Below are 21,070 nucleotides of genomic sequence, written 5' to 3'. Positions count from 1 at the left end.
TAGGGACACGGAGGTTCAGCCGCCGAGGCTGCTGCCCAGCTTGAGCAGCGCCGCCACGATCGGGCCCGCCGTGTCGCCGCCGTGGCCGCCCGCCTGGACCACACCGGCGGCGGCCAGGTCGCCCTTGTACGCGGTGAACCAGCCGTTGGGCTTCTTCTGGCCGTCGACCTCCGCCGAGCCGGTCTTCGCGCCGTAGTCCGGACCGAGCCCGGACATCGCCTCGGCTGCCGTGCCGTAGTCCGCCGTGTACTTCATGACCTCCTTCAGCTCGGACTGCGTCGTCGAGGACATCGTGCGGGAGGCCTTGGCGAGCGTGCGGTTGTCGACCGTCGCGGAGACCAGGTACGGCTGGTGGAAGGTGCCCGTGTCGACCGTCGAGGCGACCGACGCCATGTTCAGCGGGTTCATGCGGACCCCGCCCTGGCCGATCAGCGAGGCGCCCATCTGCGCGCCGCTCTGCACCGGGACCGAGCCGTCGAAGGTGGGGACGCCGATGGCCCAGTTGTTCATGCCGAGGCCGTAGACCTGCTGGGCCTCCGTCGTCAGGTCGCTGTTGGACAGCTTGGGCGCGAAGTTGATGAAGGCGTTGTTGCAGGAGGCCCCGAAGGCCATCTTGAACGTGCCCTTCTTGATCTCCGAGTCGTCGTCGTTGTGGAAGGTCCAGCCCGCGAGCTTGTACGTCTTGGGGCAGGGGTGCGACGCGTCCGGGGTGATGAGGTTCTTCTCGAAGAGCATCGTCGACGTCACGACCTTCATCGTGGAGCCGGGGGCGAGGGAGCCCTGGAAGGCCACGTTGAAGCCGTGCGAGGCGTTCGCGACGGCCAGGATCTCGCCGGTCGACGGGCGCATCATGACGACCGAGGAGTTCTTCTGCTTGCTGACCTGTGTCTCGGCCGCCGCCTGGAGGGTCGGGCTGAGCGTCGTCTTCACCTTGCCCGGCGTGCCCTTGCTCAGCTCGACGAGGGTCTTGTCGGACTCCTTGGACTTCTTGCCCCGGACCACCCGGAGCTCGACGCCCGCCTTGCCGCCGGCCTTCTTGCCGAACTTCTCCCGCAGCCCGTCCAACACCGGCCCCAGGGACGGGTACTTGGCGGTCGTGAGCTCGCCGCCGTCACGGTCGTAGGCCTTGATCGGCGGGGTGCCGGACTCGCCGGTCACCAGGGTGTCGCCGTCCGCGAGGTCGGGGTGGACGACGGAGGCGTGCCACTGGACGTACGGCTTGCCGTCCTTCGCGCTGCGCACGACGGTGAGTGAAGTGGCGTACGTCATGGGCTTGTTGATGCCCTTGTACGACACCGTGCACTTCACGGAGAAGGGCACCTTGGCGCCGGTGCGGGCGCCCTCGGTGACGGTGATGCCCTTCATGTGGGCGTTCTTCGTGTAGCCGGTGAGCAGGGCGGTGGCCGCCGTCGACTTGTCGGTCGTGGCGGCGGCCTGGGCGACCTTGCCCGACTGCCAGTCGGTGAGGAAGCGCTTCGCGGTCGTCTGCACCTCGGTCGCCGACAACGGGCCCGTCTTGATGGCCTTGTGGTCGGCGGTGGTCGACGTGCGTGCCTCGGCCGACGCCCCGCCGTCGTACAGCGCGTAGGCGCCGACGCCCGCGCCGACGACGGCCACGGCGATCACCCCGCCGACGACGGCGGGTCTGGCCTTGCGCCGCTCGGCGACGACCTTTTTCTTGCCCCTCGTGCCCACAGTTCCCGATCCTCCGCGAATCCCTTTGGGCCCCCGCCGCCCTAGGCCCTCTCACACCCCAACGACGGGGCCCACCCTAGAGTCCCGTCCTGTGCGGGTGAGTTCGTTTCCCCGCGGAGTGAGATCAGCCACCTGCCGCCAGTACGGCCCGGACGATCGGGCCGGCCGCGTCGATGCCGTGGCCGCCGTCCTGGGTCATCGCGGCCGCGGCCACGTCGTTGCGGTAACCGGTGAACCAACTGTTCGACTTGGACTGCCCGTCCACCTCGGCGGAGCCCGTCTTCGCGCCGATGCTGCCGCCGAGCCCGGACATGATGCCGGCCGCGGTGCCGCTGGTCGCGGTGCGGTTCATCATCGCCCGCAGCTGGGCCGACGTACTCGCCGACAGGCCCTTGGCGGTGGCCAGTTGGCGGCCGTCGAGGCTCTGCGCGACGAGGATCGGCTGGCGGAAGGTGCCCGTCTTCGCGGTCGCCGTCACCGACGCCATGTTCAGCGGGCTCATCTGCACCTGGCCCTGGCCGATCAGGTTGGCCGCGGTGTCCGGGCCGCCGGACGCGGGGACCGAGCCGTCGAAGGACGGGATGCCGGTCTTCCAGTTGTCCCGGCCGAGCCCGAAGCGGTCCTCGGCCTCCGTGGTGAGGGAATCCACCTTGACGTCGTCGGCGAACTTCACGAAGGCCGTGTTGCAGGAGCGGGCGAAGCTGTCGGAGAGGCTCGCGCCCTCGTCCGGGGACAGGCCCGTCAGGTTGTGGAAGGTCTGGCTCTGCCAGGTCGCGGTGGGCGGGCAGGGCGCCGAGCCGTTCATCGTGGTCAGCCCGGTGTCGATGAGTGTGGCGGCACTGATGATCTTCATGGTGGATCCCGGCGCCAACTGCCCCAGGAACGCGGCGTTGAAGCCGTCGTTACGGTTGTTGGCGATCGCCAGCACCTGCCCGGTGCTCGGCTGCAGAGCCACGATCGACGACTCCGAGTACTTCGTCACGGCCTTCTCGGCGGCGGCCTGCGCGGTGGCGTTGAGCGTCGTGCGCACCTTGCCTGCCTTGCCCTTCTCCAGGGTCAGCAGCGTGGTGTCGGCCGAGTCCGCGGCCTCGTGCTTGATCGACAGCTCGATACCGGGCGTACCACCCGCCTTGTCACCGTACTTGTCGCGCAACTCGTCGAGTATCGGCCCCAGCGACGGATACTTCTCCTTCGTCAGCACGGTCCCGTTCCGGTCCACGGCCTCGATCGCCGGGCTCGCGGACTCCCCGGTGACGAAGGTGTCGCCGGTCTTCAACTCCGGGTGGATGACGGTCGGTTGCCAGTCGACCAGGGCCCGCCCGGTGGTCTTCCCGCGTACGACGGTCAGTCGGCTCCGGTAGCTGAGCGGCTTGGACTTCCCGTCGTATGACACCGTTGCCTTCACCGTGAACGGCACGGTGGCGCCGGTCGCCGTACCGGGCGTGATCTTCACCTTCGTGATGTGACCGGCCCCGCTGTAGGACTCCAGCACGAGGTCGGCGGCGGCGTCGTTGTTCGTGTACGACGCGGCGGTCACCGACTCCCCGCTCTCCCAGGCCGCGAAGAACTTCTTGGTGGTCTCCTTGACCTCACTGCTGCTGGGCGGCCCGGTCTTCTTGGCCGTGGAACCACCGACCCCAGCCACTCCGTCCGAACCTCCCAGCGCGGACACGACGTTGAACGCCCCGTACCCGGCCCCGCCCACCATCACGGCGAACACACTGCCGATGACGGTGGCCTTTACCCCCTTGCGCATCGCGCGTTCCTCTCCCCGTTGTCAGTCCTCCGACTGTAAGTGGCGTGGGGGAAAGGTGTGAGGGGTGTTGCCTTTTGTTGTCCTAACGGAGATCGCCCGACGAGCGATCAGGCGGGGACCCCCGCGGCGTCGAGGAGCCGGTGCATGTCCTCGACGGGGAGAGCGGGGTTGCCGGCGACGGAGCCGACCAGGTCGGGGTCGGCGAGCAGTTCACGGATCCGCGGCAGGGGCAGTCGCGGGTCCCGGGCGGCCAACCCGGGCAGCCCTTCACGGCTGAGCCGGTCCATGTCCTCGGGGGTCAGCGCGGGATCACGCAGCGCCAGCCGACGGTGGTCCGGATCCGGGGAGTTCAGGAAACGGGCCGCCATTCCCTCCGACGGGAACCGGGGGTTGGCGATGAGCATCGCCACGGCCCGGTGAGTGCCGTGCAGATACAGGTCGAGCAGTAGCTCCGGCGGCGGCTCGGGATGGAACTCGCCCAGCAGCAGTCGTACGGCGAAGTCCTCGTCCTGGGCGAGGAGTTCGACCATGTCCGGGGGCAGGGCCGGGCACACCGCTGCGCTGCGGCGCAGCCAGGTGTGCGCGGACGTCGCGCACCGGCGCAGCACCTCGACGTCCTCGCGGGCGTCCCACACCCAGTCCAGGGTGTCCAGGCGTGCCTCGGGCTCCACGGTGTAGTCGACGGCCGCGCGTTCCGCCTCCGTCAGTTCCGGCCGGGCGGAGACGACGAGGCGGATGCGGGGGTTCGGGTCGACGGCCAGCCGGCGTACGAGGTCCGGTGGGAGGGAGGGGTTCGCGGCCACCGAGACCGGGTTCGGCTCGGCCACCATGCGCTCGGCGAACTCGCGGCTGAGCAGCCCGGTCCGCAGCACCTCGTGCACCGGCCAGGAGTTGCCGAGGCTCTCGACCAGCCACGCCGTCCGCTCCGCGTCCTCGCGGCAGACCTGTATCGCCGCGGCCTGCCGCACCTTCAGGTCGTCGTCCCGGAGCAGCAACTCCCTTGTGGCGTGCGGCAGTTCCTCCCACGCGCGGCAGGCCGCCGCGCGAAGGGCGCTGTCGGGATGGTCCGCCAGGCCGGCCAGGAGACGGGTGGGGACGAGGTGCGACACGACGGTCTCGCGGCGGATGCGCTCGTCCGGGTGCTTCAGCAGCCGCTCGTACGCCCAGTCGGGCAGCGGCTCCACCGGGAGCCGGTACGGCGTCGGCCCGACGGCGAGGAGGAGAACGACCTTCGGTGACGGATCGTCGATGAGCCGGGCGCGCTGAGCCGCGTCGGCAGTGGCGCTGTCGGCGAAATCCTGCCGGATCCGCGGATCGGGGTCCGTCAGGATCGCGTCGACGACCTCCGGCGGCAGGTCGGCGCGCCAGGTGATGGTTCTCCGCACGTCCCGGTGGTCAAGTTTGAGCAGCCGCAGCAGCACGCTGCCCGGTGTCGCCGAGTTCCACGCCAGCGCTCTGACCGCGGCTTCAAGGTGATCGTCCACGTCGTCCAGTCCCCCCTGTTCCTGCGTTCTTCGTTCTTCGCCTAGACCCAGGTGTCCAACCACATCCGCGACCGCCACTGGTCGATGGGGATCGCCGTCCCCGTGTACAGCGGCCAGAAGTAGATGAAGTTCCACGTGATCAGCAGGACCAGGACGCCCGCGCCCACCGCGCCCGCGACCCGGCGGGTCTCGCTGGAGTTCGGGGGGCCGATGACCGCGCCGATGAGCATCGCGACCGCGAGGCAGAGGAACGGGAGGAAGACGATGGAGTAGAAGAAGAAGATCGTGCGGTCCTGGTACATGAACCAGGGGAGGTAGCCGGCCGCGACGCCGCAGGCGATCGCGCCCGCGCGCCAGTCGCGGCGGAACGCCCAGCGCCACAGGACGTACAGGAGCGCGAAGCAGGCCGCCCACCAGAGGAGCGGGGTGCCGATGGCCAGGACCTCGCGGGCGCACTTCTCGCCCGCGCTCGCCGGGCAGCCGTCCGCGCCGGGGGAGGGGGACTCGTAGAAGTACGAGACCGGGCGGCCGTCGACCAGCCAGCTCCAGGGGTTGGACATGTACGTGTGCGGGGAATGCAGGCCGACGTTGAACTCGTAGACCTCGTGCTCGTAGTGCCACAGGCTGCGCGCCCAGTCCGGCATGTACTGGCTCCAGAAGCCGCCCTTGCCGTCGGTCGCCGCCCAGTTGCGGAAGTAGCCGCCGGTGCCGTTCGCGGGGGAGAGGATCCAGCCGAGCCAGGACAGGACGTAGACCGAGATCGCGACCGGGGCGGTGGAGATGAAGGCGAGGCCCACGTCGTGCTTGAGGACCGCGGCGTACGGCTTGCTCGCGCCCGCGACCTTGCGGGAGCCGACGTCCCAGAGCACGGCCATCACCACGAAGGCGGCGGCGTAGAACATGCCGTTCCACTTGGTGGCCATCGCGAGGCCGAGCGTCAGGCCGGCCATCCAGCGCCAGGGGCGCCAGCCGAGGGAGAGGGTGTCGGCGATGTGGGCGTCGGGGCGGACGCGGCCGTCCGCGTCGACCGGTAGCGCGGCCGCGAGTTTTGCCCGGGCCCTGTCCCGGTCCAGGAGCAGGCAGCCGAACGCGGCCACCACGAAGAACATCAGGACGCCGTCGAGCAGCGAGGTGCGGGCCATCACGAAGGCCAGGCCGTCGAGCGACATCATGACGCCCGCGACACAGCCCAGGAACGTGGAGCGGAACAGGCGGCGGCCGATGCGGCACAGCATCAGGATCGCGAGCGTGCCCAGTAGCGCCGTCATGAAGCGCCAGCCGAAGGGGTTGAAGCCGAAGATCAGCTCGCCGAGGCCGATGACGTACTTGCCGACCGGCGGGTGCACGACATAGGCCGCGTCGGTCGGGATCGGGACGTGGCCGTTGTGCTGGAGGATCAGGTCGTTGGCGTTCTTGTCCCAATTGACCTCGAAGCCGCGGTGGACCAGCGCCCACGCGTCCTTCGCGTAGTACGTCTCGTCGAATATCACCGCCTTCGGGCTGCCCAGGTGGTAGAAGCGCATCACGCCCGCCATGAGCGTGACCAGCAGCGGACCGCCCCAGCCCGACCAGCGGGTGATGCGGTCGACGAGCCCCGGCGAGAAGCCCAGCGCCGCCCACAGCCGCGGGCTGGGCTCCGCGTACGGCGGCACCAGCCGGTCGCGTACGTCGCTTCTGGGCCCCGCCGTGTAGCCGAATCGGCGCAGCCGCTGCTGCCACGACGGCCGCTGGTCTTGCGGGGCCTGCCCTTGCCGGGTGTCCATGGAGGACGCGGTACTGGTCACCGCGCCATCGTAGGGAACAGGGCTGTGTGAGTCCCGCCTCTCTCCCCTGAGAGGATGGAAACGTGACAGTTGCTCCCGGAACTCTGGTCCTTGCCGGCACCCCCATCGGCGACATCGCGGACGCTCCGCCGCGGCTCGCCGAGGAGTTGGCGGGTGCCGATGTGGTCGCCGCCGAGGACACGCGACGGCTGCGGCGGCTCACGCAGGCGCTCGGGGTGCAGCCCAAGGGCCGGGTCGTGTCGTACTTCGAGGGCAACGAGGCCGCGCGGACACAGGAGTTGGTCGAGGCGCTGCTCGGCGGCTCGCGCGTGCTGCTGGTGACCGATGCCGGGATGCCGTCCGTGTCCGACCCGGGGTACCGGCTGGTCGCCGCCGCCGTGGAGAAGGACATCAAGGTCACCGCCGTACCGGGCCCGTCCGCCGTACTCACCGCGCTCGCGCTGTCCGGGCTGCCGGTGGACCGGTTCTGCTTCGAGGGGTTCCTGCCGAGGAAGGCGGGCGAGCGGCTGTCGCGGCTGCGGGAGGTCGCCGGTGAGCGGCGGACCCTCGTCTACTTCGAGGCGCCGCACCGGCTCGACGACACCCTCGCCGCGATGGCCGAGGTCTTCGGCGCCGAACGCCGGGCGGCCGTCTGCCGCGAGCTGACGAAGACGTACGAGGAGATCAAGCGCGGCCCGGTCGGCGAGCTGGCGGAATGGGCCGCGGAGGGCGTGCGCGGCGAGATCACGGTCGTGGTCGAGGGAGCGCCCGAGAAGGCCGAGGAACTGAGCGCCGACGAGCTGGTACGGCGGGTGCGGGTGCGCGAGGAGGCGGGGGAGCGGCGTAAAGAGGCGATCGCGGCCGTGGCCGTCGAGGCAGGCGTTCCCAAGCGCGAGGTGTTCGATGCCGTGGTGGCGGCGAAGTCTGCGCAAAAACCCCTCTGAGCTTGCGCAAAAAACCCTCTGACCTGCGAGAAAGGTTCCTCTGAGCGGGGCGCTGTTCCGATGAGCGCGCGCCCCATGGCGGGGCAAAGCGCGGTCACGAAATGCAAAGCCCGGACCCCCTTGACGGGGCGATTCGACAAGGAAAGTCCAAATCGCCTCCAACAGTCGACAGGACTGATGCATTCGCCCTGCCGGAGGCGTCCACTGGATGAAGGGACGCACCCGTCCCTCGCCTCCAACGGATTCCGGGGGGAATCCCACGCCGGGGGCGCCTAGGCCCTGCCGTCACATTCCCGTCTGCCCGGAGACGCCATGCACGCACTCTCGCCGCACCGGGCCCGGACCCGAGTACGTCCAGTACGCGGGTCCAGGCCCGGCACGCCGAGAGCACGCACCTGACGCCGCCGGGCCCGCCCTCCGGGCGGACGACGGGAATGTAACGACAGGACCTGGTCCAGCGGAAAGCAAGCAGGAGCTGGCATGAGTGAGATCGCAGGGCAGACCGGCGTCCGTGGCGCTGCCACGGCCGTGGTCAACGAGTCGTACTCCTTCGCCTGCATGCGGTGCGGGCACGGCTGGGAGCAGTCGTACGAGATAGAGCACCACGTCGACACCGACGGCCACCAGTTCGTGATGTACGTGGCGGAGGGCCAGGTCGTGCCGTCACCGCTCAGCCGGCCCGCCTGCCTCAACTGCGACGGGCATGTCGTGCGCATCATGCGTGCGGGCCAGGTGTCGTCGGTACGGGAGGCCGCGCAGCGGCAGTACCAGGCGCCGCGGCCCCGGGCGGCGGCAGCGGCTACCGAGGACGGCGACGCCGCCGCCGTGACCCCGCTGCCGGAGCGCGAGGACCACCACTGGCACCTCTCCGACCTCCTCCACCCGTTCCACCGCAAGGCGAGCTGACCGACCGGCTCCGACGACCGGGCGGGCATGCCCCTTTCGTAGGATCGGGGCATGCCTTCCTCCAGCGACAGCGGTAGTGGTAGCAGTAGCCGCAGCGAGAAGAACGCGGCGCCGCCGCTCCCGGCACCCCTCCGGGTGGCCGTCGCCGACTCCCACACCCACCTCGACATGCAGTCCGGCACGGTGGACGAGGCGCTCGCCAAGGCCGCGTCGGTCGGTGTGACGACGGTCGTCCAGGTCGGATGTGATGTGAAGGGCTCGCGCTGGGCCGCCGAGACGGCCGCGCGCCACGACTCCGTCCACGCGACGGTCGCCCTGCACCCGAACGAGGCCCCGCGCATAGTCCACGGCGACCCCGACGGCTGGTCCCGGCAGGGAGCGCGGGTGGCGGGCGGCGACGCGGCCCTGGACGAAGCCCTTGCCGAGATCGACCGTCTCGCCGGACTGCCCCAGGTCAAGGGCGTCGGCGAGACCGGCCTCGACTACTACCGCACCGGGCCCGAGGGCAAGGCGGCCCAGGAGCAGTCGTTCCGCGCGCACATCGAGATCGCCAAGCGGCACGGCAAGGCCCTGGTCATCCACGACCGCGACGCCCACGCCGACGTCCTGCGCGTCCTCAAGGAGGAAGGCGCCCCCGAGCGCACGGTCTTCCACTGCTACTCCGGCGACGCCGAGATGGCCGAACTCTGCGCCCGCGCCGGGTACTTCATGTCCTTCGCCGGCACCGTCACCTTCAAGAACGCCCAGAACCTGCGGGACGCCCTCGCCGTGGCCCCCCTGGAGCTGGTCCTGGTGGAGACCGACGCGCCCTTCCTCACCCCCGCCCCGTACCGCGGACGGCCCAACGCCCCCTACCTCATTCCGGTCACGGTGCGCGCGATGGCGGCCGTACGGGGCATCGAGGAGGACGCGCTGGCGACGGCGCTGGCGGCCAACACGGCCCGGGCGTTCGCCTATTGAGCCTTCCAGAACGCATCGAACACAACTCTGGGTAGCCGCGTCGCTTTGGAGAGTGACGGTCGCTCCGCTAAGTTCTGTTGGCCCGATCCGGACCCTTCTGGCCTTCTGGAGCGTGTCGGCGTGAGCAAATACGAGACCTACGAGACCTACGAGACGTACGACCGCGGTGTACGCGCCGATGTGTACACCGACGGGCACACCGAGGTGTACGAGGACACGTACCGGCCTGCCTACGAGGCGCACGAACCCGTGTTCCCGCGCCAGGCGGGCACCGCGGAGCCGGCGAGCGAGACACCGGCACGGCACGGGCGGCGCCGAAGAGCCGACCGCCCGGACTCCGGCTCGGCGATGCGGCGGCTGGTCCCGCAGGCGCTGGTCGTCGCGTTCCTCGCCGGCGGCACCACCGCGTTCGTCGCCAAGGACAAGGCGATCGAGCTGAACGTCGACGGCAAGCCCCGCACCCTGCACACCTTCGCCGACGACGTCACCGAACTCCTCGCCCAACAGGGAGTCGACGTAGGCGCCCACGACGTGGTGGCCCCCGGCCGCGACGCCCCGCTCGCCAGCGGCGACGAGGTCGCGGTCCGCTACGGCCGCCCCGTGCGCCTCACCATCGACGGCGAGCGGCGCGAGGTGTGGACGACGGCACGCACGGTCGACGGCGCCCTCGAACAACTCGGCGTACGGGCCGAGGGCGCCTACGTCTCGACCTCGCGCTCCCAGCCCATCGGCCGCGCCGGACTCGCCCTCGACGTGCGCACCGAACGCACCGTCACGATCATGGCCGACGGCCGCGCCCGCACGATCCGCACCAACGCGGCGACGGTCGGCGAGGCGGTCCAGGAAGCGGGCGTGGGCCTGCACGGCGAGGACACCACCTCGGTCCCGCCCGACAGCTTCCCGCGCGACGGCCAGACGATCACGGTCCTGCGCGTCACCGGCACCCGGGAGGTCCGCGAGGAGGCGATCCCCTTCAAGGTGGAACGCACCGACGACCCGACCCTCTTCAAGGGCACGGAGGTCGTCGAACGAGCCGGCCACCCGGGCCTGCGCCGCGTCACCTACGCCCTCCGCACGGTCAACGGCGTCAAGGAGAAGCCGCGCCGGGTGGACGACGAGCTGGTGCGGGAGCCCCGCTCGCAGCTGGTCAAGGTCGGCACGAAGCCCATGCCCACGTCGGTCCAAGGCGCGGATCAGCTGAACTGGCACGGCCTGGCGACGTGCGAGTCCGGCGGCCGCCCCGGCGCGGTGGACCCGTCGGGCACGTACGGCGGCCTCTACCAGTTCGACACCCACACCTGGCACAGCCTGGGCGGCAGCGGCCGCCCCCAGGACGCCAGCGCGGAGGAACAGACGTTGCGGGCGAAGAGGCTGTATGTGCGCAGGGGTTCGAGTCCGTGGCCGCACTGCGGGACGAGGCTCCACGGCTGAGATGGGGGGTTTGGGGGGCTCGCCCCCCAAAGGGGCGCGGGGAACTGCGCGACCAGCCACGACGGCGCCGCACCTGTCAGACGGCCCGTAACCTAGGAACGTGAGCAGCAACCCCGACGCCCTCCTCGGCCCCGCCGAAATCCGCGAGCTGGCGGCAGCCCTAAACGTCCGCCCCACCAAACAGCGCGGCCAGAACTTCGTGATCGACGCGAACACGGTCCGCCGCATCGTCCGCACCGCAGACGTCCGCCCCGACGACGTGGTCGTGGAGGTAGGCCCAGGCCTCGGCTCACTCACCCTCGCCCTGCTCGAAGTCGCCGACCGCGTCACCGCCGTGGAGATCGACGACACCCTCGCGAGCGCGCTCCCGGCGACGATCGCGGCCCGCATGCCCGACCGCGCCGACCGTTTCGCGTTGGTGCACTCGGACGCGATGCAGGTGACGGAGTTGCCGGGCCCGCCCCCCACCGCGCTGGTCGCCAACCTCCCGTACAACGTGGCCGTACCGGTCCTGCTGCACATGCTGGAGCACTTCCCGAGCATCGAGCGCACCCTGGTCATGGTCCAGGCGGAGGTCGCCGACCGGCTGGCCGCGCCGCCCGGTTCGAAGGTGTACGGCGTCCCGTCCGTGAAGGCGAACTGGTACGCCGAGGTCAAGCGGGCCGGCTCCATCGGCCGTACCGTCTTCTGGCCCGCCCCGAACGTGGACAGCGGCCTCGTCGCACTCACGCGCAGGCCCGAGCCGCTGAAGACCACCGCCACCCGGCGCGAGGTGTTCGCAGTGGTCGACGCGGCCTTCGCGCAACGCCGTAAGACCTTGCGGGCGGCGCTCGCGGGCTGGGCGGGATCGGCTGCGGCGGCGGAGGTCGCACTGGTGGCCGCCGGGGTGTCCCCGCAGGCGCGCGGCGAGTCGCTCACGGTCGAGGAGTTCACACGCATCGCGGAGGCTGCATCATCCCGGGGGACGACCCCCGAACCCCCGAAGGAGCAGGGTCAGCAGTGAGCGTGACGGTCCGCGTCCCCGCCAAGGTCAACGTCCAACTCGCGGTCGGCGCCGCGCGCCCCGACGGCTTTCACGACCTGGCCAACGTCTTCCTCGCGGTCGGCCTGTACGACGAGGTCACCGTGACCCCCGCCGACGAACTCCGCGTCACCTGCACGGGCCCGGACGCGGCCCAAGTGCCCCTGGACGGCACGAACTTGGCGGCACGCGCGGCCGTAGCACTCGCGGCGCGGTACGGCCGTGACCCCGCCGTGCACATCCACATCGCCAAGGACATTCCCGTCGCCGGTGGCATGGCGGGCGGCAGTGCGGACGGCGCGGGCGCGCTGGTGGCGTGCGACGCGTTGTGGGGCACCGGTGCCTCGCGGGCCGAACTGCTGGACATCTGCGCGGAGTTGGGCAGCGATGTGCCGTTCAGCCTGGTGGGCGGGGCGGCGCTCGGTATCGGGCGGGGGGAGAAGCTGACCGTCCTGGAGACCGGCTCGACCTTCAACTGGGTGTTCGCGATGGCCGAACGCGGGCTGTCGACCCCCGCTGTCTTCCGGGAGTTCGACCGCTTGGGCGAGGGCACCGACATCCCCGAACCGGTCGCCTCCCGGCCGCTCCTCGACGCGCTCGCGAAGGGCGACCCGGACGCGCTCGCCGCCGCCGTCTCCAACGACCTTGAGCCCGCGGCCCTTTCGCTCTTCCCGGAACTGGCCGACACCCTCGCCGCGGGCCGCACCGCGGGCGCCCTCGCCGCGCTGGTCTCCGGTTCGGGCCCGACGACGGCGTTCCTCGTCCGCGACGCCGGGTCGGCGGCGAAGGTGGCCGAGGCGCTGACGGCCTCCGGAACATGCCGAACGGTACGGACGGCGGCGGGTCCGGCGGCCGGGGCGACTGTGATCGACCGACCTTCACGCCAGGTTCACGGAACACCCGCCTGACCTGCAAAAATGCGCATGTTCGGTGTTATCCAAACCACATGGATTTATTGTTCGTCAATCGACCTCAAGGTCCCTTTCGCGCCCTATGTCACAGGGAAAGGGCTGTCATGATCAGCCAACCCCGGTCCTCGTTACCGGCGGTACTCCCTGCGCGCGCGGTCTCGCCGCGCCACGCCCGAGAGGAACCTCCCCATGGGCCACATGGATCACTTCAGCGCGGGCTGGGTCACCCCGGTCCTGTCCTACGCGATGGCCTGCGTCGGCGCCGCGCTCGGACTGCGCTGCACCGTAAGGGCACTTGAGGCCGACGGCGCCTCCAAACGGAACTGGCTGACCCTCGCCTCCGTAGCCATCGGCTCCGGCATCTGGACCATGCACTTCGTGGCCATGCTCGGCTTCAGCGTCGAAGGCACCCCCATCCGCTACGACGTCCCGCTCACCGTCCTCAGCCTGCTGATGTCGATCGGCGTGGTCGCCGCCGGTGTCTTCACCGCCGGATACGGCCGCTCCCGCGTCACCTCGGTCGCCTTCGGCGGCATCGGCACCGGCGTGGGCGTCGCCGCCATGCACTACACCGGCATGGCCGCCCTCGACCTGCACGGCGAGATCGCCTACGACCCCGGGCTCGTCATCGCCTCCGTCGTGATCGCCGTCGTCGCCGCGACCGCCGCGCTCACCCTCACCCTCGTCGTCCGCGGCCCGGTCCTCGCCACGCTCGCCGCCCTCGTCATGGGCCTCGCGGTCAGCACCATGCACTACACCGGCATGTACGCCGTGAGCGTCACCCTCGCCCCCAGCAGCGCGACCCTCTCCGGCGCCACCGCCACGGAGTTCATCTTCCCGCTGGCCGTCGTGCTCGGGTCGTTCCTCTTCCTGGCCTCCGCCTACGTAGCTCTCTCCCCGACCGGCAAGCACCACGAGTCGGCCATCGCCGCGGAGCTGCTCCGCGAGGTCGAACTCGCCACGGTCTGACCGGACTTCGGCCGGCCAGGTCGCAGCCGCCTCACGAGCCACCCCGCACTTCCCCCATCCTCCGAACGAGGTCCCTCATGCGTGTCCTGCGCGCGCCGGCCCGACTGCGTCCCAGATCGGTCCGCGCGAAGATCGTCGCCCTGCTGATGCTGCCCATCGTGTCCCTGATGGCCCTGTGGGGCTTCGCCGCGGTGACGACCGCGTCGAGCATCGCCGACACCGAGACCGCCAAGGACGTCAACTCCGAACTCCTCACCCCCGTAGCCGAGTTCGTGACGGCGGTGCAGGGTGAGCGGACCGCCGCCCTGCGCCGGGCGGACGCCCCGGGCGCCTTCAAGACCGCCACCGGGGTCACCGACAAGGCCGCCGTCGCCCTGCGCGACGGTGTCAACGACTCCAGTTCGGACGCGGCGCTCATCGACTCCACGCTGCCGGGCCGTATCGACAAGCTGGAGACGGATGCCAAGGGCCTGGCGGCACTGCGCGCCGAAGCCACCGCCAAGGGCGCCAAGTCGACGTCCACGTACGACAGTTACTCGGCGATCGTCGAGCACGGCTTCGCCGTCACCGGTGCGCTCACCGGCGACAAGACCGCCGCCGACGCCTCCGAGGCGCGCGTGGTGCTCGAACTGTCCCGGGCCCGCGAGGCCGTCGCCCAGGAGCAGGCGCTGCTCGGCGCGGCCCGCACCGGGGGCGAGTTGACGAAGGAGCAGTACGCGCTGTTCGTGGGCGCCGTCGCCACTCAGCGCGCGCTGCTCGCACCCGCGGTCGCCGACCTCAGGCCCGAGCACCGGACGGCGTACCGCACGCTCCTCGACAGCAGCGGCTACACCCAGCTCCAGGCGGTCGAGAACCGGGTCCGCAGCGCGGGCCCCGGCACCTCCGCCGCGTCCGCCCGCTTCCTCGGCGACTGGGACTCCACCGCGAGCGGAGTCCTCACCGGACTCGACGCGGCCGAGACCGAGGCCGGTACGGGAGCCACGGCCGCCGCCGACCCGTTCGGCTGGGACACGCTCGGCGCCTCCGGGATCGCCGTCGTGCTCGGCCTGGTCGGCGTGCTGCTCTCACTCCTCGTCTCCGTGCTCGTCGGCCGCGGCCTCATCGTCGAACTCCTCGATCTGCGCAACTCCGCCCTCGAAGTGGCCGGCCGCCGCCTCCCGCAGGCCATGCGCCGACTGCACGCGGGCCAGGGCGTCGACATCGACGCCGAAGCCCCCCTGCGCCGCCTCGCCGGTGACGAACTCGCCCAGGTCGGCACCGCGTTGACCGCCGTCCAGCGCGCCGCCCTCAAGGCCGCCTCCGAACGCGCCGAACTCCTCAGCGGGATCTCCGGCGTCTACGTCAGCCTCGCCCGCCGCAGCCAGGTCCTGCTGCACCGCCAACTCGACCTGCTCGACGCGATGGTGCGCAGACAGCGCGACCCGGCCGAGCTGCACGAGTTGTACCGCGTCGACTACTTGGCCACGCGCATGCGCCGCCACTCCGAGAGCCTGCTGATCCTGTCCGGCATCGCGCCCGGCCGCGGCTGGCGGGACCCGATCCCGCTGTCCGACATCCTGCGCGCGGCCGTCGCCGAGATCGAGAACTCGGCCCGGGTGCAGATCTGGGCCGTACCGAAGGTGTCGCTGACCGGCGGTTCGGTCGCCGACGTGATCCATCTGCTCGCCGAACTCGTCGAGAACGCCACCGCGTTCTCACCGCCCAGCACCCAGGTACAGCTGCGCGCGGCCCGGATGCGGGAGGGCGTCCTCATCGAGATCGAGGACAGCGGCTTCGGCATGAAGGACGACGCGTTGGCCGACGCCAACCGCAAGATCCAGTCCGAGAAGGTCGACCTCCTCGACGCCAAGCAGATCGGCCTCTTCGTGGTCAACCGGCTGCGCGAGAGGCAGGGCCTGCGCGTGGAGATACGGCACTCGCAGAGCGGCGGGGTCACGGCCGCGGTGCTCATCCCCGAGGGCCTGATGCGCGACGACATGCCGGTGGGGGAGCAGCAACAGGCGCCCGGCGGGCGGGGGTTGGCACCCGTGTCGGCCCTGGTCCCGCGGCAGAGGCTGCGCGGGGCGGGTGCCTGAGACCGCACTCTTCGCACCATCTCCACACAGATGTACCGCAATCGCGGTACAGGTGGGGCGGATGGGACAGATAGGTTTGCTTGATACTTCAAGCGCACTGTTGGAAGGGTCAGTTCCGTGTCCGAAACCCCCACGCCGTCGTCCCCCACACCGTCCCACCGCCGGAAGCGGTCCCTTTCGCGTCGCGGCGCGATAGGGGCCGCCGGTGCCGTAGCCGCCGGGGCCGCCCTGACCCCGGTGGTCTTCGCGGCCACCGACTCCACGTCCGACACCGACGCGGCCCCCTCGGGCACCAAGCCGGAGACCTTCCCGGCCACCCGCACGGCGACCGCCACCGGCACCGCCCCGGCCACCACCGCCTTCGCCGCGTCCTACGTCGGCCTGCGCTGGACCGGCGACCAGGACGGCGCCGGCATCCGCCTCGCGGACGGCGACTGGCAGCAGACGGGCACGGGTTGCGCGACCGTGGACGGCGGCGGTACGGCCCTGGTGGCGGCCGACGAGGCCACGAGCTACGAGGTCAAGGCACCGGCAGGCGCGACGGACGTACACACGGTCGCGATCGACTGCACCCGCGGCCCCGACCGCACCTTCCACGTGCCTTCCGAGGCGACCCGCGTCCGTGGCGTCCGCTACCTCTCGCGCCCGGCCTGGGGTGCCGACGAGTCGAAGCGGTACAAGGACGGCAAGGTCAACACGCCTGAGGCGTACTACCCGTTGCAGTCGATCACGGTCCACCACACGGACACCCCGAACGCCGACCCGGACCCGGCCTCGACCGTCCGCGGGATCTACGAGTACCACGCGATCACCCTCGACTGGGGCGACATCGGCTACCACTTCCTCATCGACGAGGCGGGCGTGGTCTACGAGGGCCGCTACTCCGGCGACGACCTGATCCCGGCCTTCGACAAGGACGGCAACCTGGTCACCGCCTTCCACACGGCAGGCTTCAACTCCGGCAACCTGGGCATCGCCCTCATCGGCAACCTCGTGGCCCAGCCCCCGACGGCTGCGGCAAAGGCCTCGCTGATCCGCCTGATCAAGGTGATCGCCCGCTTCAAGGGCCTCGACCCCCAGGCGAAGATCACCTACACCAACCCGGTGAACGGCGTGAAGAAGGACAACGAGACGATCAGCGGCCACAGGGACTGGCTCCAGACGGACTGCCCGGGTCAGACGATGTACGACCTCCTGGCAGATGTAAGAAGCTCAGCAGCAACTTCCTAGGGGCGCGGGGAACTGCGCGACCAGCCACGACGGGCCCGCAGACGACCGACAACGCCCCCTGACCTGCACGGATCATCACCCTCCCCCCGCGCATTACCCTGGGAGGCTGACCGTCCCCCCTGTCAGGAGAGAAATGGCCGTCAACCTGGTCAATGTCGAGAACGTCAGCAAGGTGTACGGCACCCGTGCCCTGCTCGACGGCGTCTCGCTCGGTGTCTCCGAAGGGGACCGGATCGGGGTCGTGGGCCGCAACGGAGACGGCAAGACCACCCTCATCCGGATGCTCGCCAAGCTGGAGGAGTCCGACACCGGCCGCGTCACCCACTCCGGAGGACTCCGCCTCGGTGTCCTCACGCAGCACGACTCCCTCGACCCGGAGGCGACCGTCCGCCACGAGGTCATCCGGGACATGGCCGACCACGAGTGGGCGGGCAACGCCAAGATCCGCGACGTACTCACCGGACTCTTCGGCGGCCTGGACATGCCGGGCTTCCCGCAGGGACTCGACACCGTCATCGGCCCGCTCTCCGGCGGCGAGCGCCGCCGTATCGCGCTCGCCAAGCTGCTCATCGAGGACCAGGACCTGGTCGTCCTGGACGAGCCGACGAACCACCTCGACGTCGAGGGCATCGCCTGGCTCGCCCAGCACCTGCGCGAGCGCCGTTCCGCGCTCGTCTGCGTGACCCACGACCGGTGGTTCCTGGACCAGGTCTGCACGCAGATGTGGGACGTGCAGAAGGGCGACGTCTTCGAGTACGAGGGCGGCTACACCGACTACGTCTTCGCCCGCGCCGAGCGCGAGCGCATCGCCGCCACCGAGGAGACCAAACGGCAGAACCTGGTCCGCAAGGAGCTGGCCTGGCTGCGCCGCGGCGCCCCCGCCCGTACGTCCAAGCCGCGCTTCCGCGTCGAGGCCGCCAACGAACTGATCGCGGACGTACCGCCGCCGCGCGACACCAGCGAGCTGATGAAGTTCGCGTCGACGCGGCTGGGCCGTACGGTCTTCGACCTGGAGGACGTGACCGTCCAGGCCGGACCGAAGGTCCTCCTCAAGCACATCACCTGGCACCTCGGCCCCGGCGACCGCGTCGGCCTGGTCGGTGTCAACGGCGCCGGCAAGACCTCCCTGCTGCGTGCCCTGGCCGACGCCTCCCGCAGCGACGGCGAGACGCAGCCCGCGGCCGGCAAGGTCGTCGTGGGAAAGACGGTGAAGCTCGCCTACCTCTCCCAGGAGGTGGTCGAACTCAAGCCCACGCTGCGGGTGTTGGAGGCCGTGCAGCAGGTGCGCGAGCGCGTCGATCTCGGCAAGGGGCGGGAGATGACCGCCGGGCAGCTGTGCGAGACGTTCGGCTTCAACAAGGAGAAGCAGTGGACGCCGGTCGGGGACCTGTCGGGTGGTGAGCGGCGACGGCTGCAGCTGCTGAGGCTGTTGATGGACGAGCCCAACGTCCTCTTCCTCGACGAGCCCACGAACGACCTCGACATCGAGACCCTGACCCAGCTGGAGGACGTCCTCGATGGCTGGCCCGGCTCGATGATCGTGATCTCCCACGACCGGTTCTTCGTTGAGCGCACCACCGACAAGGTATACGCCCTCCTTGGCGACGCGACCCTGCGGATGCTGCCGCGTGGCATCGACGAGTACCTGGAGCGACGCCACCGTATGGAGGAAGTGGCCGCCGCTGCCGCCCCCGTCGTGGAGAAGGCCGCACCCGCCGTGAGCGCCGCCGACCAGCGGGCCGCGAAGAAGGAACTCCAGAAGATCGAGCGGCAGTTGGACAAGGTCTCCGAGAAGGAGGCCAAGCTCCACACTCAGATCGCCGACAACGCCACGGACTTCGCGAAGGTGGCCGAACTGGACGCGAAACTCCGGGACTTGAGCGGCGAGCGCGACGAGCTGGAGATGCGGTGGCTGGAACTCGCGGAGGACGCGTGAAGGTTGCGTGCTGTGCTTTCCGGGGGGACACCCCCCGGACCCCCCACGCATAACGACGGCATCACGGGCCGGTCCTCCCTTGGGAACAGGGGTGAACCGGCCCGTTCTTCATGGACAGCCGGGTGATAGAAAGAGCCGTCTGAGACCTGCTTGAACGCGCCTCCGGATCCTTCGCGAACCTCGGGGCGTGGCTAAAAATCAGTGAACGAGGGGGAGCCGCTGATGACTCAGCCGCCCGAACAGCCGCCGTCCGGCGGTTACGGAGCGCCGCCGAACCAACCGCCACAGCCACCGTCGGGCGGCTTCGGCGCTCCCGTTCCGCCGCAGCCCCAACCCGGCTACGGCTATCCGCACCAGCAACCCCAACAGCCCGGCCCCTACGGCTATCCGCAACAGCCGGGCCCGTACGGCCAGCCGCAGCCGCAACCCGGCCCCTACGGCCAGCCGCAGCAGCCGGGGCCGTACGGTCAGCAACCCGGTTACGGATACCCGCCGCCCCCACCGCAGTTCGCCCCGCCCCCGCCCCCCTCCGGCCGTGGCCCCTTCAAGGGCAAGCCCGCGCTCGTGATCGCGGCAGCGGTCGCCGGACTCCTGGTCGTCGGCGGCACGGTGTGGGCGGTCACCAGCGGCGGTGACGACAAGAAGCCGGTGGCGGAGCGGAGCGACAGCCCCGCGCCCTCCGGCAGCGGCACTGTCGACGACGACCCCGCCAACCCCGGCGACGGCAGCGGCGACGGCGGCAAGGACCCGCAGAACCTCAACGAGGGCCGCAAGTCCGGCGAGGCGAAGGTGCTCTGGTACAAGGAGGCGCCGGACGCGCCCGGTTCCGGCGCCGACGCCCCCGGCATGTGGATCACCGGCAAGACCGCGGTGAAGGCGGCGTACAAGGAGGTCGTCGCCTACAACGTCGGAAACGGCAACCCGACCTGGCCCACGATCACCTTCCCGCAGAAGATCTGCGCGGTCACCTCGCAGCAGTCGTCCGACGGCAAGATCGTCGTGGCGTACGAGAGCGGTGTCAGTGACAACGCCAAGTGCAACCAGCTCCAGCAACTCGACCTGAACACCGGGGCGAAGGGCTGGACGGCGGTCGTCCCGGACGGCGCCCTCTTCGACAGCGCGCTCAGCATCGGGCTGTCCATCACCGGCAAGACGCTGATGGTGGGCCGCTCGCAGTCCGGTATCGCCTACAACGTCGACACCGGCAAGAAACTGTACGAGAAGAAGAAGTACGGCGCGGCCTGCTTCCCGGGCGGGTTCGCGGGCGGCGCCAAGCTGATCTCGGTCGCGTCCTGCGGGGCGGGCTCCTCCACCGAGCACGACGAGGTGCAGGAACTGGACCCGGCGACCGGCAAGGTCAAGTGGACCAAGGCGATCCCCAAGGGCTGGACGGTCGGCCATGTCTACTCCGTGAACCCGGTCGTCCTCTACATGACCGACGAGGACGACAAGCACTGGAACATCTCGACGCTGAAGAACGACGGTTCGGTCCGCTCGCAGGTGGACTCCAAGGCCACGTTCGCGCCCTCGTGCGGTTCGTCGTTCCTCGACAGCGACCTGGGGGACTGCCAGGGACTCGCGGTCGACGCGAACACCCTCTACCTCCCGACGGACGCGACGACCGGCGCCAACCAGATCGTGGCGATCGACCTGGCCACCGGCAAGGAGAAGTGGCGCGTCAAGTCACCCGCGTCCGTGTCGACGGTCCCGATCAAGGTCCAGGGCGGCAAGCTCCTCGCCTACGTCGATGCCTCGTACACCGCGGGCGGCCAGGTCGTGTCCATCCCGACGACCGGCTCCGCGCACACCACGACGAAGCTGCTGCAGATGCCGTCCGGCACCGCGCAGATCGAGTCGAGCTTCTTCTCCCGGGACATCGACTACGTGGACGGCCGCTTCTACATCTCGTCGACCCGGCTGAACGGCAATGACGACACGAAGGAGAAGTTGATGCTCGCGTACGGCAAGTGAGACCCCGACTTCTCCCCA

General features: G+C 70.4%; 15 protein-coding genes. 11 read left to right on the top strand and 4 right to left on the bottom strand.

Annotation, left to right across the window (positions count from 1 at the left end; all coding sequences use genetic code 11):
• Positions 1-15: 15 nt before the first annotated feature.
• The 4 genes from OG588_RS20310 to OG588_RS20295 form a co-directional block, all read right to left on the bottom strand.
• Entirely contained in the window at positions 16-1,695 is a 1,680-nt protein-coding gene (locus tag OG588_RS20310) for a penicillin-binding transpeptidase domain-containing protein (RefSeq protein WP_405948526.1), read from the bottom strand.
• 124 nt (positions 1,696-1,819) lie between these two features.
• Positions 1,820-3,451, bottom strand: coding sequence for a penicillin-binding transpeptidase domain-containing protein (locus tag OG588_RS20305; RefSeq protein WP_405948525.1), 1,632 nt, complete (start codon positions 3,449-3,451; stop codon positions 1,820-1,822).
• Between the two features lie 107 nt (positions 3,452-3,558).
• Positions 3,559-4,935 carry a hypothetical protein gene (locus OG588_RS20300; protein WP_405948524.1) on the bottom strand — a complete coding sequence of 459 codons (1,377 nt, stop codon included), beginning with the start codon at positions 4,933-4,935 and terminating at the stop codon, positions 3,559-3,561.
• Positions 4,936-4,976: 41 nt separating this feature from the next.
• Complete coding sequence (locus OG588_RS20295) at positions 4,977-6,719, bottom strand: dolichyl-phosphate-mannose--protein mannosyltransferase (RefSeq protein ID WP_405948523.1); 1,743 nt, start codon at positions 6,717-6,719, stop codon at positions 4,977-4,979.
• A 62-nt stretch (positions 6,720-6,781) separates the two neighbouring features.
• Between OG588_RS20295 and rsmI the strand changes: the two genes are divergently transcribed.
• The 11 genes from rsmI (at position 6,782) to OG588_RS20240 (ending at position 21,052) form a co-directional block, all read left to right on the top strand.
• The gene (gene rsmI, locus OG588_RS20290) at positions 6,782-7,642 is read left to right on the top strand and encodes a 16S rRNA (cytidine(1402)-2'-O)-methyltransferase (RefSeq protein WP_405948522.1); all 861 of its coding nucleotides are present in this window, start codon (positions 6,782-6,784) and stop codon (positions 7,640-7,642) included.
• A gap of 480 nt (positions 7,643-8,122) precedes the next feature.
• Positions 8,123-8,548, top strand: a complete 426-nt coding sequence (locus tag OG588_RS20285; RefSeq protein ID WP_405948521.1) for a hypothetical protein — start codon at positions 8,123-8,125, stop codon at positions 8,546-8,548.
• A gap of 51 nt (positions 8,549-8,599) precedes the next feature.
• Positions 8,600-9,508, top strand: coding sequence for a TatD family hydrolase (locus tag OG588_RS20280; RefSeq protein WP_405948520.1), 909 nt, complete (start codon positions 8,600-8,602; stop codon positions 9,506-9,508).
• Positions 9,509-9,628: 120 nt separating this feature from the next.
• Positions 9,629-10,939, top strand: a complete 1,311-nt coding sequence (locus tag OG588_RS20275; RefSeq protein WP_405948519.1) for a ubiquitin-like domain-containing protein — start codon at positions 9,629-9,631, stop codon at positions 10,937-10,939.
• A 100-nt stretch (positions 10,940-11,039) separates the two neighbouring features.
• Positions 11,040-11,942, top strand: a complete 903-nt coding sequence (gene rsmA / locus OG588_RS20270; RefSeq protein WP_405948518.1) for a 16S rRNA (adenine(1518)-N(6)/adenine(1519)-N(6))-dimethyltransferase RsmA — start codon at positions 11,040-11,042, stop codon at positions 11,940-11,942.
• Complete coding sequence (locus tag OG588_RS20265; RefSeq protein ID WP_405948517.1) at positions 11,939-12,868, top strand: 4-(cytidine 5'-diphospho)-2-C-methyl-D-erythritol kinase; 930 nt, start codon at positions 11,939-11,941, stop codon at positions 12,866-12,868. Before rsmA ends, OG588_RS20265 begins: the two co-directional genes overlap by 4 nt.
• A gap of 192 nt (positions 12,869-13,060) precedes the next feature.
• On the top strand, positions 13,061-13,840 hold the full coding sequence (locus OG588_RS20260; RefSeq protein WP_405948516.1) for an MHYT domain-containing protein: 780 nt from the start codon (positions 13,061-13,063) through the stop codon (positions 13,838-13,840).
• Between the two features lie 77 nt (positions 13,841-13,917).
• A complete protein-coding gene (locus OG588_RS20255; protein WP_405948515.1) occupies positions 13,918-15,915 on the top strand; it encodes a nitrate- and nitrite sensing domain-containing protein in 1,998 nt (665 codons plus the stop codon).
• A gap of 237 nt (positions 15,916-16,152) precedes the next feature.
• Complete coding sequence (locus OG588_RS20250; protein ID WP_405953171.1) at positions 16,153-17,145, top strand: peptidoglycan recognition family protein; 993 nt, start codon at positions 16,153-16,155, stop codon at positions 17,143-17,145.
• A gap of 133 nt (positions 17,146-17,278) precedes the next feature.
• Positions 17,279-19,081 carry an ABC-F family ATP-binding cassette domain-containing protein gene (locus OG588_RS20245; protein WP_405948514.1) on the top strand — a complete coding sequence of 601 codons (1,803 nt, stop codon included), beginning with the start codon at positions 17,279-17,281 and terminating at the stop codon, positions 19,079-19,081.
• A gap of 222 nt (positions 19,082-19,303) precedes the next feature.
• A complete protein-coding gene (locus OG588_RS20240) occupies positions 19,304-21,052 on the top strand; it encodes a PQQ-binding-like beta-propeller repeat protein (protein WP_405948513.1) in 1,749 nt (582 codons plus the stop codon).
• The last annotated feature ends 18 nt before the right edge of the window (positions 21,053-21,070 follow it).

The sequence above is a fragment of the Streptomyces prunicolor genome, assembly GCF_045162825.1.
In the GTDB taxonomy this organism is placed as follows: Bacteria; Actinomycetota; Actinomycetes; order Streptomycetales; family Streptomycetaceae; genus Streptomyces; species Streptomyces prunicolor.
The sequence above is the reverse complement of the archived record's forward strand: the minus strand, read 5'-3'. Positions and strand labels throughout refer to the sequence as shown.